The sequence below is a fragment of the Methanobrevibacter sp. genome (assembly GCF_015062985.1).
GTDB lineage: Archaea > Methanobacteriota > Methanobacteria > Methanobacteriales > Methanobacteriaceae > Methanocatella.
Window position 1 is genome coordinate 5,690 of the sequence record NZ_SUTI01000022.1, and the last position, 15,396, is coordinate 21,085.

10 protein-coding genes and 1 pseudogene are annotated in these 15,396 nt (G+C 31.8%); 5 read left to right on the top strand and 6 right to left on the bottom strand.

The features are described from left to right. The 4 genes and pseudogenes from E7Z77_RS08585 to E7Z77_RS08600 all read left to right on the top strand — a co-directional run. A pseudogene (locus tag E7Z77_RS08585) lies at nucleotides 1-2,143 on the top strand (hypothetical protein); the annotation flags it as partial. Between the two features lie 264 nt (nucleotides 2,144-2,407). After that, complete coding sequence (locus E7Z77_RS08590) at nucleotides 2,408-4,543, top strand: hypothetical protein (RefSeq protein ID WP_292752918.1); 2,136 nt, start codon at nucleotides 2,408-2,410, stop codon at nucleotides 4,541-4,543. Between the two features lie 516 nt (nucleotides 4,544-5,059). Next, complete coding sequence (locus tag E7Z77_RS08595) at nucleotides 5,060-5,194, top strand: hypothetical protein (protein ID WP_292752921.1); 135 nt, start codon at nucleotides 5,060-5,062, stop codon at nucleotides 5,192-5,194. A 27-nt stretch (nucleotides 5,195-5,221) separates the two neighbouring features. Beyond that, nucleotides 5,222-5,473: a transcriptional regulator gene (locus E7Z77_RS08600; protein ID WP_292752924.1), complete on the top strand. Its 252-nt coding sequence runs from the start codon at nucleotides 5,222-5,224 to the stop codon at nucleotides 5,471-5,473. Nucleotides 5,474-5,476: 3 nt separating this feature from the next. Here the strand turns inward: E7Z77_RS08600 and E7Z77_RS08605 are convergent, their stop codons facing one another. Genes E7Z77_RS08605 through E7Z77_RS08625 form a run of 5 tightly spaced genes read right to left on the bottom strand, consistent with a single transcriptional unit; the run spans nucleotide 5,477 to nucleotide 13,602 of the window. Further along, nucleotides 5,477-6,904: a topoisomerase DNA-binding C4 zinc finger domain-containing protein gene (locus E7Z77_RS08605; protein ID WP_292752927.1), complete on the bottom strand. Its 1,428-nt coding sequence runs from the start codon at nucleotides 6,902-6,904 to the stop codon at nucleotides 5,477-5,479. Between the two features lie 37 nt (nucleotides 6,905-6,941). Then, nucleotides 6,942-7,457: a DUF1802 family protein gene (locus E7Z77_RS08610; protein WP_292752931.1), complete on the bottom strand. Its 516-nt coding sequence runs from the start codon at nucleotides 7,455-7,457 to the stop codon at nucleotides 6,942-6,944. Next, a complete protein-coding gene (locus E7Z77_RS08615; protein WP_292752934.1) occupies nucleotides 7,454-10,330 on the bottom strand; it encodes a type I restriction endonuclease in 2,877 nt (958 codons plus the stop codon). Before E7Z77_RS08615 ends, E7Z77_RS08610 begins: the two co-directional genes overlap by 4 nt. After that, the gene (locus tag E7Z77_RS08620) at nucleotides 10,327-11,583 is read right to left on the bottom strand and encodes a restriction endonuclease subunit S (protein ID WP_292752937.1); all 1,257 of its coding nucleotides are present in this window, start codon (nucleotides 11,581-11,583) and stop codon (nucleotides 10,327-10,329) included. The genes E7Z77_RS08615 and E7Z77_RS08620 overlap by 4 nt, the downstream gene beginning before the upstream one ends. 9 nt (nucleotides 11,584-11,592) lie before the next feature. After that, on the bottom strand, nucleotides 11,593-13,602 hold the full coding sequence (locus tag E7Z77_RS08625) for a class I SAM-dependent DNA methyltransferase (protein WP_292752940.1): 2,010 nt from the start codon (nucleotides 13,600-13,602) through the stop codon (nucleotides 11,593-11,595). A gap of 185 nt (nucleotides 13,603-13,787) precedes the next feature. Between E7Z77_RS08625 and E7Z77_RS08630 the strand changes: the two genes are divergently transcribed. Then, the gene (locus tag E7Z77_RS08630; protein WP_292752943.1) at nucleotides 13,788-14,174 is read left to right on the top strand and encodes a hypothetical protein; all 387 of its coding nucleotides are present in this window, start codon (nucleotides 13,788-13,790) and stop codon (nucleotides 14,172-14,174) included. A gap of 149 nt (nucleotides 14,175-14,323) precedes the next feature. On the opposite strand, the gene E7Z77_RS08635 is transcribed toward E7Z77_RS08630, so the two are convergent. Beyond that, the gene (locus E7Z77_RS08635; protein ID WP_292752946.1) at nucleotides 14,324-14,890 is read right to left on the bottom strand and encodes an Ig-like domain-containing protein; all 567 of its coding nucleotides are present in this window, start codon (nucleotides 14,888-14,890) and stop codon (nucleotides 14,324-14,326) included. Nucleotides 14,891-15,396 lie beyond the last annotated feature (506 nt).

Genomic DNA, 15,396 nt, shown 5'->3' on the forward strand with positions numbered 1-15,396 from the left:
GTTTGGTGATGGATACGTCGCAGACAACTGTCAATTCATAAACAACACTGCAGTCACTGGTGGTGCAACCTACCAAACAACTGCTAATAACTGTAACTTCACAGGAAACACAGCGACAGAAAATGGAGGGGCAATGTACGAAGGTATTACAAGCAATTCTAATTTCGCACGGAACCATGCAGATAAAGATGCAGGTGCTGCTTATAATATTTTAGCAGTTAATTGTTTATTTAATTATAATTCTGCTGAGAATGGTGGGGCAATTAGTGGTGGCAGAGTAACAAATTGTACTTTTTACAACAACAATGCAACAAATTATGGTGGGGCTGTATACAGTGCTAAAATCTCATATGGCTCAAAATTTAATAATAATTATGCACATAATGGAACGGATAAAGATAATGTAACATGGTTTGACCCTGATAACCTAAAATCATTCTTCGATTTAAATGAATTAATAAACAACAACACACTAACAGACATATTCTTAAACAACAATTACACTTTTAATTTGGGTTCTGATGCCCGTTTTATAGATGGAATTGTTATTGATCGTGCTGTGACTGTTCATGGTAATGGTTTTACTATTAGTGGTGATAATGCTGCTAGGATTTTTTCTGTAACTAATAGTAATGTTGTTTTTAGGGATATTGTTTTTGTTAATGGTAAATCCAGTGGGGGTGGTGGTGCTATTAATGGTCAATGTATGGCTATAAATTGTACTTTCAATTCCAACTTTGGAGAGTCTGGTGGGGCAATGGCGTATGGTTCTGCAAGAGATTGTACTTTCAATTCAAATTCGGCAGGTTTGTATGGAGGTGCTATTGTTCAGTGTCAGGCTGAAAATTGTATTTTCAACTTTAATGATGCAAGTGCTGGTGGGGCAATGGCGTATGGTTCTGCTATACATTGTACTTTCAACTCTAACAGGGGATATGATGGAGGTGCCATATATGAGGGTTCTGCTATAAATTGTACTTTTAATTCCAACTTTGGATACTATGGTGGTGTCATGCATGATTCTTCTGCTATAAATTGTACTTTTAAAAATAATGAAGCATATTATTCAGGTGGAGCAATGTTTGGTGATGGATACGTCGCAGACAACTGTCAATTCATAAACAACACTGCAGTCACTGGTGGTGCAACCTACCAAATAACAGCAAACAACTGTAACTTCACAGAAAACACAGCAACTGAATATGGTGGAGCAATGTATAAAGGAACTGCCGCTAATTGTTTTTTCAATTACAACAAAGCAGGAATCAGTGGTGATGACACTTACAATATAACTGTTCCTAAACCAATCTTTAGTGTTTCCGATTACTCATCCACATACAACTCTGGTGATAAACTGTTATTCAATTTCACAACTGCTTCAGGATTGCCAATCAACAATGCAAACATTACAATCAGAGTATACAAAAACAATGCTCTTGTTGGCACTTACTATGCATTAAGCGGTGAAGGTTGGGTTGTCAGTGTCAGTGCAGGATCATATTTTGCAGTTTGTAGTGTTGAAAACCAGGCATATGATGTTGAGCCTGCTAATGCCGCTTTAACTGTCAGCAAGGATACTACCAAATTGACTGCTTCAGCAGTTACTACTGTCTACAATGGTGGTAAATATTTGGTTGCAACCTTAAAAGATAGTTTTGGAAGACCAATTAAAGGTGTTAAAATCACTATCAAGCTTTCAAATGGTAAAACTTCAACTCCATCCACTGATAAGAATGGGCAGGTTAAGTTTTCAACCAACGGTTTGGCTCCTAAAAAATCATACACCGCAACAATAACATTTGCAGGAAACGGCAACTATATCAAATCTACAAAGTCAGTCAAAGTTACAGTTAAAAAGGCAACTCCAAAAATGACCGCTAAAGCAAAAACATTCATGAAATCAGTTAAAACCAAAAAGTACACTGTAACCTTAAAGACCAACCAGAACAAGGTTATGAAAAACACTAAAGTTACCTTGAAGGTTAACGGTAAGACCTACTCTGCTAAGACTAACAGCAAAGGTGTAGCTACATTTAAACTTATCAAATTGACCAAAAAAGGTAAGTTTACAGCTGTTGTCAAGTATGCTGGCAGCAAATACTACAATGCAAAAACAGTGAAACCAAAAATTACCGTCAAGTAGGTGCGTCTGCATCTACACCTATTTTTTTATTTTTTTCGTATACATTCATCATCTGGAATATGTCTATTTTTATAAGCTATCATGTTTGCTTGCAGATATACTTAATTATTTTCATAGTTATTTGCATATCTACTAATTTAATAAACCCTCAATTAAGAATTCAAATACTTACTCACGACCCAAATATTAATATCTAAGTGGTACATAAATATAATATCATATTATAAAAAAATGGGGATAAAAAATGTTTAATAAAAGATAATTTTGATACTAACAATATTCATTGTTTCATTATTCGCTATTTCGGCAGTAAGTGCGGAAGATAATGCTACAAGTGATGCTGCGATTATGGAAACAACCATTGATGATGATACAAGTGTTGATGAAATATCTGATAATGAGATTTTAGAAAATGCAAATGATTGCGGAACTTTTAATGAATTGTCCGACATGATAAATAATACTCATGAGGACAATACCATCTGCTTGGAAAAGGATTATCAAATTAATCAAAATAACACACTTTCAATCTATAAGCCTCTAACAATTGACGGTAAGGGCCATACAATTTCTACAGCCAATCCTGATGTGCATTTTTCTATAAATAGTAAAAATGTTGCTTTTAAAAATATAATCTTTAATGGAAATCTATATCTGTACAGTTGTTCAGGTAGTCTCGTCAACTGCAGTTTTGTAAATGTTACTGGTGGAGGCATGACTGCAGCGACATTGGATGATTTAAATATTACTAAAAATGAAAGCGCTTCATACGATAGAATCGAGGAAGCACCGGAGTACATTATATGGCAGTGGTATAGTTATAACATAATTTTAGATTGTTGGAATTCTGATGTTGTCAATTGCAGTTTCGCAAATATTTCCATTGTACAGTCTATGGGAAAAGAAGACTATTACTCTGCTAGGAAAACTATAATTTTGCATTCAGAAGGCAATAATGTCGTTGACTGCAGTTTTATAAACATTTCTGCTGAAAATAATTTGAACCCATACTTATTATATTCCTATGAAACTAATGTGATTAATTGTAGTTTTTTAAATATTTCCAATTGTTTAGGTATTAATGCTAATAAGGTTATCGGTTCTAATTTTTCAGACGTTTCAGGAGGGAGTATTGTTTCATCACATGGTTCGGTAGTTAATTGCAGCTTTAATAATATTATATCTGCTAACATTATTCCTGGTGTTGGCAATTTAACCGATTGCATTTTTACAAATATTCGCCAGGGATACCTGATTAAGGGATATTATATTGGAATAGATTACCCGAATTCAAGAATAGTCAATTGTCTATTTGAAAATATTACCGATTCTGGAATGGACTTTTTCAGTTGTTATGATGTTGATTTTATTAACTGTAGTTTTATAAATTTATTGTATGGCGATTATTTTATATCTGAACGATGGGCTGAATGGCTAAAAGTAGAGTCTGAAAAGATAAATAATGATTTAATTAATTGCAGATTTGTAAATATTTCAATATATGGAACAATACCTTTCATTTCAAAGTTTTCTAATACATTAAGTAAAATTGTTAATTGTGAGTTTATTAATATTAATTTTTTTGATCTCAGCCGGCCTGCAATGAGGTTTTCTGATGAGGATTTGGATTATGCAGAAACATGTAAATTGGATGATGGCCTCGTAAAACAGTTTTTAAATTATTCTGGTGAGTGGAATTCTGAATGGAATTGGGATTATCTAAAAACCTATAAATTGAAAGACCACAGCATAAAATATGGATTAATGAAGATTGGATATGGCAACGAACCAACGTCCGTATGTCAAAACTGTAATTTTATTAATGGAACATTTTCTACATTGGTGGCACCAATCTCTGAAATCATAGCATCCAATCAGGTTGTCACCTATTCAGACGGTTCCTATTTTTATGTATCGGTTAGGGATATCTATAATCTGGATGGATTTGGCAATAAAGTTACATTTAAAGTTTCAAATAAACAATTTACTTCGATTGTTAATATTGAATATGCGGAATTTAAAATTGATCTGGCGCCTGGAAAATATAAGGTAACTGTTAAAGGGGGCAATATTACAAAATCAGCAATGTTGACAGTAAAACATATTGTAAGTTTAAAAACAGTAACTGTCAAAAAATCAGCCAAAAAACTTACCTTACAAGCAACATTAAGTAAAATCAATGGTAAATACCTTAAAAACAAAAAGGTCACCTTCAAGTTCAACGGCAAGAAGTACACTGCAAAAACCAACAACAAAGGTGTTGCAAAGCTTACCATTAAAAACGCCAAATCAGGTAAGAATACTTACAACTTTGCTAAACTCAAAGTTGGCAAAAAGATAATTTACCAAGCAACCTATCTGAAAGATACTGTTAAGAAAACTGTAAAAATCAAAAAGTAATTGCTTCGGCAGTTACTTTTTTTTCTTTTTTTACTAAAATATTTCCTATATAAATAATGCTCGGGACTTATTGTATTTTGAGCATTTGTTGTTTTGATCTTATTTTCACGCATTGATTCCTTCAATATTTCAATGCTTCTTTGGCAGATCAATCGTTATAACTAATCCAGTATATACGGGGTAGCATAAATCCAATATTTTTGAATTTTATATATGTGTTTTTACAGATATGATTATTGTAGTTCGTATTTTTGAGTGGATATGAATTACGTATTAGCATAGAATCACTGCGTTTGCGGTGATTCCTTCTTTTAATTTTATACAAAAAATTGGGGCATGATTTATATACTTTGTCAGGCACATATACTTATGTACATTATTCCACCAAAGGATAATTTTTAGATTTTTTGGAATGGGGCTCTTCTGGAGCTCCTTAAAATATGTTATTATCTCATTTTGCTGATTATCAATATTGGCGTCTATAGATTGCATCCAATGTCCACTTATTTTCCTCAAATGTCAGTTGATATTTATGATACTTCCTATTCTAGAATGCATCTGCTTGCCCAAGCAGCTAAAAATATCGTACTGCTTTGGCCGGAGCGATTGAATCTGCAAGTTCGTGTAGATAAACTTAAATATAATATGTGAGTTATTAAATACAAAAGGGGTTTTACTATGGATGAGGAGATAATTGAATTTGTAAAAAGGTCACAATACAGACAACGAGTTTTAATTTCATTAGATGGAAATGTGCTCATGCCGAAAGAAATAGCAAAACGTAGTGATATTAAAACTAACCATGTAAGTAAAGTATTATTAGAATTAAAAAATAAAGGATTAGTGGAGCTAATAAATCCTGAAGCTAGAAAAGGTAGATTATATAGATTAACTGATCATGGTAAGGACATAGTTAAAAATATGGAATGATAATTATTTATTACTTGCATAACATCCAAAACATAATATTCCAATAAATATAACTGATGCTATAGAACTGATAGGGCCTTCAATATCTGAATATATAATACCAAGAGATATAATGAAAAGTATGATTATTATTGCTAGAACGACTGCTGCCCAATCATCATTTCCACTATCTTTTGAAGATTTATTTTTATGTTCAATATTGTTGTTGTCTGTTTTTTCTCCACAGTTGCTACAATAATCATCATTTAAACTAATTTTATGCCCACAATTAGTGCAGTATCTTACACTTTCATAAGTGTGGGGCGAATTTGAAGATTTAATATTCTTGGTGAGTTCTGGTTTGTTAATAGTACTTTTATCATTAGGTGATTCTTTTTCGATATATACTTTATTATTCCAATAACTGTAATAATTCACAATTTTAGTTGTTGATTTATTTTGAGAATGTTTACTATCTGATTCTACATTTTGCTTTGAATCATCACTATTTGATGAAGGAATGTTATATGATTTTTGAGTATGTATATCAACAGCATATTTATTATATGTTTGAATTGAAGGATTATTGTGTTTGTAAAGTTCCTCCATAGCGTTTTCCCATTGATTATTTTTATTTAAGTATTTTTTAATAAGGGGATTGGCTTTTTTAACGGTAGTAACATTACTAATATCTATGCCATATTTATCTGATAAAAAATCACAATCTGCTTTAGTTAAATAATTATTTTTCCGAGTACAGAATTTTTCAAAATCCTCTTTAATAAATTCTTGTTCATTGGTAATAATTGAGTTGGAATTTGGGTCATTATTACAATAAGGACAAACAGTCAGCCCCACATTATATTGTTTATTGCAATATCTGCAGGTTTTTAAAAATATTGTTTTTTGATTAACATAACTTTTGGAAGTATTGAGGTTATATGAAGTGGATTTCTTTTTTGATTCGAAATTAACTTTGTTCAATGAACATGAAAATGTACAATCAGGATAGTTACTGCAACCAGCAAACTTTCCATATTCTCCTTGTCGTTTGACAAGTTTTCTTCCACATTCGGGGCAAGCATTTAATTTAGTTACTGGTTTATATTTATGAAAAGGTAATCTATCCCCACCATATTCATATCTGCCTTTATATTTATCATATTCACCACCAGGAGTTTGATTGTATCCTTCATAGAAGCTATTGAATTTTTCTATATAATAAATTTCACGTTTTTCTAAATCTGCACGTGTAGCATTAGGCATTTTCTCTAATACTTCAAAAGTAAAAGTATCTCCACGATCATGGTCTTCTTGTAGGCCACGATTATGATGTGTCCCTAAAGTGAGCTCTTTATGATGTTTACCTCTTCTAGCGTAAACATTGAAAGACTGCCCAACATAAACTTCTCCAGTCCTATTATTTATAAATCTATAAATTCCCGCTGTCATAAATCCAGTAATAATAAATTGAAATATTTCTTTTATATTATTTTGTTGATAATATTTTTTCTTTTAACTTATCAAACTCAGCATCACTTAAAACAGGTTTTCCTTTAAGCTTAACTGGACGATTTACATTAGCATATCTCATACCACGATTTCTTTTCAACATTTGTGGTTCATCTAATTTGTAAACTCTTAAGATCCAAATCTGTGCAGGTTTCTGGTCAAGGTAATCTTTAACATGATTAAGGGTCCAAATATGAAACTTATTAAAAGTACCAATCCTAGTTGAAGGTTTTTCAATCACTCCTTCGACAGTAGCATAGTATTTGATTTCATAAGTGCTCTCTTCACCATTTGGCAATAGATTTTCTTTTGCAAAGTTTTGGTCTTGGAAAGAATCTAAAACATCATCTTTAAGAGCATAACTAACTGTTGGGTACAGTAAGAATTCTTTTAATGTTGTTCCATATTTTCTAATTAGTATTGTTTGTTTTCCTTGACCTAATGCTTCAATAGTTGCATTCCATTCGTTTAAACATTTTGTTATCTCTCTCATGCCTGTTCACCCTGTTCTTCATAGACATAATCTAATAAATCTTGTTTCAATCTTTCACGTAACTGTTCATTGTTGCTGATTTTATTGTAGAAACTTTCATTGCTTAGGAAGATGTTCACCAGTTCTTTGTTGAATATTTTATCAAATATCGCAGCAACATTTTCTTGCGGATTATGTTTAACTTTGTTAATGAAATCTTCATTAGCCATCATGTTGTTAGCCATTTGGGTAACATATAGTTTGTCTTCTTCTCCAAAATCTGTTGCGAATGCTTCATTTAATGTTTCAATGATTTGTGATAATCTTTCTTTTTCTTTTTCATTGAATGTGCCCGGTCCTCCATCACCCATTCCTGGCAGCTGTCCCTCACCATCATCAAGAGTAATTGGTCCTGCAGTATCTCTTGTATCTATTTTATAAGAATCCATATCAACATCTTCTAGCAGACCATGCACAGTTGATGGCACTTGTCCTGGCAATAATCTATTGATGAATTTGACATAGAGGTATAGTTTTTCTAATGCAAGGTCACTGAACGGCAGCAATTGCGCCATGAATCCGTAAATGCTTTGATAGCGTCTGAGTAATTTTTTAAATTGAGATTTATCCGCTTCATCATCAATTCTATTAAACCTTCTAACTGGTTCTTCAAGCAGATTATGTAATTTTGATTGATGTTCGCCTTTTTGATATGCTTTTACAAGTTCCTCGACTTCTTCTTCGTCAAATATCATTCCTTTGTAAATGTTTTCCATTAATTCATAAAGGACATGATAATCTGTTTCTTTTTCAAGTGAAGTCTCGCCATAGTAAGGTTCGAATGATTTGCGTATGGTATCAGTATCATTTACAAAGTCCAATATTAATGTATCGTCTTTGTGCGGAGCTATACGATTAGCACGACTTAATGTTTGAACCGCTGCAACACCATTTAATTGCTTATTAATATACATTGTGTGCAGTAATGGCTGATCAAAACCTGTCTGGAACTTATTAGCCACAATCAAAATCTTATATTCATCATCATTAAATGCTTCTTTCACTGACTTTTCAGTATCGTTAATATTGGATTCAGTATATTCAACAGTATCCTGTTTTATAGAGCCAGTAAATGCTGCCAATGTTTTAATAGGTAAATTTCTTGCTTTAATTTGCCTGTCAAACTCTAACTTATATAAAACCGCTTCTTTTCTACTGCCTGTAACAAGCATCGCTTTTGCTTTGTCTTTTATTTTATGGATGGTGGAGTTCATGAAGTGGTCGAGCATTATTTCAGTTTTTTTGCTAATGGCATGTTTGTGTAATTCTACAAATTTTCTTAAAACTCTTTTTGCTTTATCTCCATCAAATTCCGGGTCATCTTCAACAGTTTTTACCAACTTGAAATAAGTAGGATAAGTCAAGTAGTTTTCCAATACATCCAGGATGAATCCTTCTTTAATAGCCTGTTTCATACTGTATAAATGGTGCGGTCTGAAATCACCAAAGTCAGGGTCTTTTTTACCAAACATTTCCAATGTTTTAGCTTTAGGAGTAGCAGTAAAAGCAAAGAATGACAAGTTAGGTGTATTTCTGCGTTTTTCCATTTCTTCTAAAAGGAATTCATCATACTCATCTTCAGCTTCATCAAGAGTATCCATGTCAGGTTCAACATTGGTAAGACCTTTCTTAACATTTTCAGAATGTGTACCTGACTGGGAAGAATGCGCCTCATCAACAATAATAGCATAATTGCGGTCTTCAACATCACCAATTTCATCCAAAATATAAGAAAACTTATGTATTGTAGTAACAACAATATTGGTTCCTGATTTAATAGCTTCAGCCAATTGTTTGGAATCCTTATCAATCTTTTCAACAACACCCTGTTTTCTCTCAATCGCCTTAACCTGGTCTTGCAATTGTGCATCAATAACTTTACGGTCAGATATTACAATGACCATATCATAAATACGTTTGTTATTTTCATCAAATTTGTTTAAAAGTCCATGTGCCAACCAGGCAATGGTTTTAGTTTTACCTGATCCTGCACTATGCTGGATAAGATAATTGTGCCCTGGAACAGGTTCATTTAATAACATATTGACACAGTCTAATTGATGGAAACGTGGAAAGATTACATTTCCATCCTCTTCAAATATAAAATTATTAATCAATCGTGATAACTGGTTCTTTTGCAGTATTTCAGTATACAGGTAAGAAGTCCTGTAGTTGTCTTTTACCTCTGGATTTTCAATGCCTTTGTTGAATGGTAAGAAACGAGTGCTTTTACCAGCAAGTTTGGTAGTCATGAAAATCTCCTTATCACTAACCGCAAAATGCACAAGACAGTTTTTAAATAATGGCTCAGCAGGATCACGATCATTTTTATATTGTTCCACTGCTCTCCAAACACTTTGAGTAAAAGTATTTTTAAGTTCTATTGTAGAAATAGGAATACCATTAATGAATATTACCAAATCTAACCTGTTACCATTGTCCTTGTTTTGATATTCTAATTCATCAATAACTGAAAAAATGTTCTGATTGAACTTGGCTTCGAGCTCAGGATTCAAATCATTATTAGGTTTTGCATAGAACAATTCAAACTTGGCAATATCTCTAAAACCATTTCTTAAAACTTCAATAGTACCATTCTTTCGAATCTGTTTCATCAACGATGAGATAAATTTAGCTTCAGTATTGGTTTTATTAACTTTTTCAAACTTCTTCCAAGCCTTAGGCTGTGTCGCATGGATGAATTTTAACACTAAATCAATATCTAAACATGAAGTAGTGTCATAATCATTAGTAGTTCTCTTTTCATAACCGGTACTTGTAAGATAATCGATTACATCGTTTTGAAATCCTTTTTCTGAAGTATCACTGCTCATATCTCCTCACCTCTAACATCAATTTTACCTGTGACAACATGGTGGATTAAAGAAGTTTTATATTCTTCCAGAAGCCTAATTGTATCTCTAACTTTTTTAATTGTTAAATCAATTTTAGAAACATTTTCATTTAGATAATTAACAATTTGATCTTGTTCTTTAAGACTCATATAAGGGAAGAAAAATCTTTCAAAAGTTTCTTGATATAAATGAGCTATTGTAGCTCCAGTTTTAATATAATCAAAGAATCTAATGAATATATCAGATGACAGAATCCAATATAGATAATCGTTAGTATAATTATCTATAAGAGGTCTGACTAAAAATATTCCACTATTTAATGTTGCTTTATCTGGAATATTTTTAACTAAAGCTAATTTACCAATGGTGCCATCTTTTGTTATTAACAAATCTCCTTCTTTTAAATGAATATTTGGATCTTGTTTATATCTTTCATAATTAATGTGATTACAGTGATTCCAATCGATAGTGCCCTCAGCAAAATCCGTACCAGTTACTAAATATGCACCTTCATCAGCATATTCTTCAGAAGTTAATCCATGCCAACCAATTCTACCCTTAACATATGACATATTTTTAATTTTATTGGTTTTCCAATGCTCAGGTATTTCACCAATCCATTCAACACCAGAATCTTTCATCGCTACATCAGGATTTAAACCTTTAGTAACTACATCATTAATTAAAGCAACTCTTTTTTCCTCAAGTAATCGTATAAGTTCTTCATTTTTAATAATACTGGCATCAAGTTTAGCAGTTTTTTTGTCTAAGTAGTTAGCTATTTGTTTTTGTTCGTTTAATGTTGTATGAGGTATGAATAAATTTTTGATTTGTGTGGCAGTTAATAAAGGTTGCGCATTTTTATTAATTAATCGATCCATGTCTAATGCTTTAAAAAGATAAAATGAATATTTTAAATCAATTTGTTTATTTAAAGTTAATATAAATGCATTGTCTGAAATAAATGCAAACTCTGGTGAAATGTTCACTGATCCAGATGCACCAACACGCCCTATAATAATGTGATTAGTGGAAATATTAAAGCGATTAGTTTTACCAATTTTGCCATTTGCACCAATCACATCATATTGCCCATTATCATCAAATTTTGGAGACTCCCCACTTTTTATTAAAGAAATATTTTTTACTCTTGATATTGACCAATTAGAGGGAATTTCTTTAATCCAATCAATTTTTGAATCTTTATAATTATTATAAGTTTTATAACTCATAATTGACACCTATTTTAATAATTCTTGTATCTCAGCAGTTACTTTATTAATATCTGCCTCAATTTCTTCTAATGGTCTTGGTTGTTCATATACATAGAAATATTGTGTGAAGTTGATTTCATAACCTATTTTATTCTTTTTATCTTCAAACCATGCATCAGAGTAATATTTCAATACTTCATCTTCAAAGTAATCATCAATATTTTGCACTAGAGGTATTTTTTCCGTATCTCTTAGGTTACTGTCAGCTTTTGGTTTTCCTTTTTTGTCTGTTACATATTCTGCTGTGTCGTCATGTTCAGATAGTTTTTCTATTACATTTTTGATGAATGCGGGTTTTAGGTCAAATTGATTTAATGCCTGTTTGACTTTAGTTTCAAAGGTATCCCAGTCAGTATATAAGTCATCACCTATTGTGAGCAGTGCTTCTTTTATTGCTTCTTGTTGTTTTTTACCTTTCTCTTCTTCAGCTATTTTTGTTTCTAAATCTTTGCTTTTACTTTCTGCTAATTTTTTAAATGCTGAATATGAGTATAGGTTTTCTAGTCTTTCTGGTGTTACTTGGTAGTTGAGTTGCATTGGTCGTTCTACTGTGATTTTTGTGTATCCGAAGTCTTCGTTGTAGAAAATCTTGACATTATCTCCTTCAGAAAAGTCTTTGTAAGTGTCAATGATTTTATCAATTGATTCATTTGTTATTGTATGCCTTTTGCTTCCTAGTGATTTTCTCATTCCAGTGTATTCTTCACGTGCATCTATTAGTTGTACTTTTCCTTCTCTTTGTGGTGTTTTTTCGTTGGTTAATACCCATACATATGTTCCGATTCCTGTGTTGAAGAATAGTTGGTCAGGTAATGCAATGAGTGCTTCGAGGTAATCGTTTTCGAATATCCATTTTCTGATGTTGCTTTCTCCAGATCCTGCGTCTCCAGTGAATAATGGTGATCCGTTGGTAATTACTGCAATTCTTGATTTGCCGTTGTCTTTCATTTTTGAGATCATGTGTTGGATGAATAGTAGTTGTCCGTCTGATTTTCTTGGTAGTCCTGCTCCGAATCTTCCATCAAATCCATCTTCTTCTGCTTCTTTAGTTACTATTTCTTTGTCTTGTTCCCAGTCTCGACCGTATGGCGGATTGGAAATCATGTAGTCGAATTTGTTTGAGCTTAGCTGGTCGTCTGATAATGTGCTTGATGGTCCTTTGATATAATCTGCTTCTTCTCCTTTCATGAGCATGTCTGCTTTACATATTGCATATATTTCATCGTTTATCTCTTGTCCATATAATACTACGTCCATGTCGGGGTTGCTTTTGGTGATGAATTCTTTGCAGCTGGTGAGCATTCCTCCTGTTCCGCAGGCGGGGTCGTATACGAGTTTGATGCTTCCTGATGTTTGTTCTTCTCCTACGAATAGTAGTTCGGTCATTAGTTTTACTACGTCTCTTGGTGTGAAGTGCTCTCCTGCTTCTTCATTGGATGTTTCTGAGAATTTGCGTATTAATTCTTCGAATATTGTTCCCATGTCGTGGTTGGATATGTTTTTGGGTGATAAACCAAGGTTTGTTTCGTTGAATTTTTTGATTAGTAGGTATAGGTTGTTTGCTTTGGATAGTTTTGCTATTTGTTTTTCTATATCGAAGTTTTCTAGGATGTCTTTTACATTTTTACTAAAGCTTTCGATGTAGAATTTGATGTTTTCTTCGATATTGTCGGGGTCTTGCAGTAATGTTTTAAAGTCGAAGCGAGAATAATTATAGAATCCTAGTTCTTCTCCATTTTCATCGACTGCTTTTGCATTCAAAATAGGATCAATGAATTCTATTTTATCTTTGTTAGCTTCGTATGTATCAACTACATCTTTTTTGGAATATTCCAATACGCTATCAAATCTTTTCAAGACAGTAAATGGAAGTATTACCTTTTGATATTCGTTTCTTTTGTATGCTCCTCTTAATACGGAGTCTGCGATTCCCCATATGAAACCTGATATCTCACTTATGTTTGTCAAATTCCTCACCTAAATCATATAATATGATATTTATTTTGTTAAACACCAGTTATAACATTTATTATAACTATTTTGGGTAAAGACAAATCAATATTGTAAATTAAAGTTTATTTTTCAATATGACATCAATATTGCATTTTAAAAATCAAAATACTTATATAATTCATTTAATAATAGAGTTTATAGGTAATACTATGAGTATCGAAGATTTAAATAAATGTAAACAGGTTATCATAGATAACTTCAAATGGATTAAACTGGAAAAAGATTATGCACAGTTCCAGTTATTATTATATCAACTTATGAATTTGATCTCACAGTATGAAAAGTTACTAGAACTTCAAGATGAAATAATAGACAAACATTATCAACTAATAAAACATATGGAAGACCATGATTTAATATCTGATTTCGATTATATCGAATGGCATCAACAAAGAATCAATGAAGTTTCATCATGGAGACATGAGCTTGATGTACTTACTGAATATAAACATCACATCAATAATATATTGAAACAAATTGAAAATGGTTCTGCAGAAAAAGCACTTGAAGAAGAAGAAAAAGAATTTTTAAAATAGATTTTATTTTCTCTGAAAAATCTAAAATACATCAAATTATATCATAATATTGCTATCTTATTTAGTGCCTAAACAAAATAATTAAATATAAAAGTAAGCATCAAACTTACTTTTAAGGTAAATAAATAATTAAAATAGATTTGATTAAATTACTCCACTAGACCTCCTACTCCATGTCCATGACCATCATAGTATACATACGCGTCATCATACATTACTAGTTCACCACCTTTACCATCGCTGTAATGCTCACCATCAGCATATGTTCCTTCGTATTTCCAATCGCTAGCTTTATGCTGAGAGAGCCCTAAATCATCAGCAGGTTCTTCATTCTGTTGAGTTGATTCTGCAGTTTGGGTAACCTCTGAAGTTGGTTCGGCGGTTGTTTCAGCAACCTTTTTTTCAATGATTTTTATTTTCTGAGAAGTAGTATTGGATGAATAATTTTCATCTCCTTCAAATGTAATATTAACTACATATGTGCCTTTAGAAATATTATCTAAATCAATGTTGGCTTTTCCTTTCGAATTTGTTTTAACAGTTTTCTTTAAGACTTCTTTATTGTTTTTGCCAACAACGGTTATGTTTATTTTTTTATTTTTAATACCTGTGCCATTTAATAAGGATAGTTTTACATTTAATGCCCCATCTTCCTCAATGGTTTTGTTACCTATAACTTTAATTTGTGTTGATTGCTGTGGATGGTCATTAAACATATATATTGTAATTCCAACAAGGACAATTATAACTATAACTAATGTTGCAATAATTATTTTATCTTTCTTTTCCATTTTTACCACATTAATATTTCTTGTTATTAAATAATATGTATTTGTGGCAATATATTTTAAGTTTTTATATTTATAATGTTCATGTGGTTCTATTTATCTAAAAAAATAGTTCGATAATTGTCGTAAATCTGGTAGAAATAGGGTTATTTTAATAAATGAATATATGAGGGTTAATGTTGTATGTTAATATTTGATTAATGCATTCTTTATTGTTAATGTTAACATGATAAAATTGATAATTATTTTGAAAAAGTGTTTTTAAAAAGAGAGATAATTGGTGTTTAACCGACGAATTAAACACCATGAAGTTTTGAGGAAAATTATTTTTTTTTGGCAGATTTTTAATTTTCCATCGACTTGTATCAAATTAGTAAATTGTGAAAAATCTAATTCAACACGATTCTAATTTGGAGAGTGTATGTTTTGACTAA

Bases quoted from the DNA above. Each gene is read 5' to 3' on its own strand.
- E7Z77_RS08615 (WP_292752934.1), bottom strand. From the start codon at position 10,330: ATGAGCAGTGATACTTCAGAAAAAGGATTTCAAAACGATGTAATCGAT.
- E7Z77_RS08600 (WP_292752924.1), top strand. From the start codon at position 5,222: ATGGATGAGGAGATAATTGAATTTGTAAAAAGGTCACAATACAGACAA.
- E7Z77_RS08605 (WP_292752927.1), bottom strand. From the start codon at position 6,904: ATGACAGCGGGAATTTATAGATTTATAAATAATAGGACTGGAGAAGTT.
- E7Z77_RS08630 (WP_292752943.1), top strand. From the start codon at position 13,788: ATGAGTATCGAAGATTTAAATAAATGTAAACAGGTTATCATAGATAAC.
- E7Z77_RS08610 (WP_292752931.1), bottom strand. From the start codon at position 7,457: ATGAGAGAGATAACAAAATGTTTAAACGAATGGAATGCAACTATTGAA.
- E7Z77_RS08620 (WP_292752937.1), bottom strand. From the start codon at position 11,583: ATGAGTTATAAAACTTATAATAATTATAAAGATTCAAAAATTGATTGG.
- E7Z77_RS08635 (WP_292752946.1), bottom strand. From the start codon at position 14,890: ATGTTTAATGACCATCCACAGCAATCAACACAAATTAAAGTTATAGGT.
- E7Z77_RS08595 (WP_292752921.1), top strand. From the start codon at position 5,060: ATGTCAGTTGATATTTATGATACTTCCTATTCTAGAATGCATCTGCTT.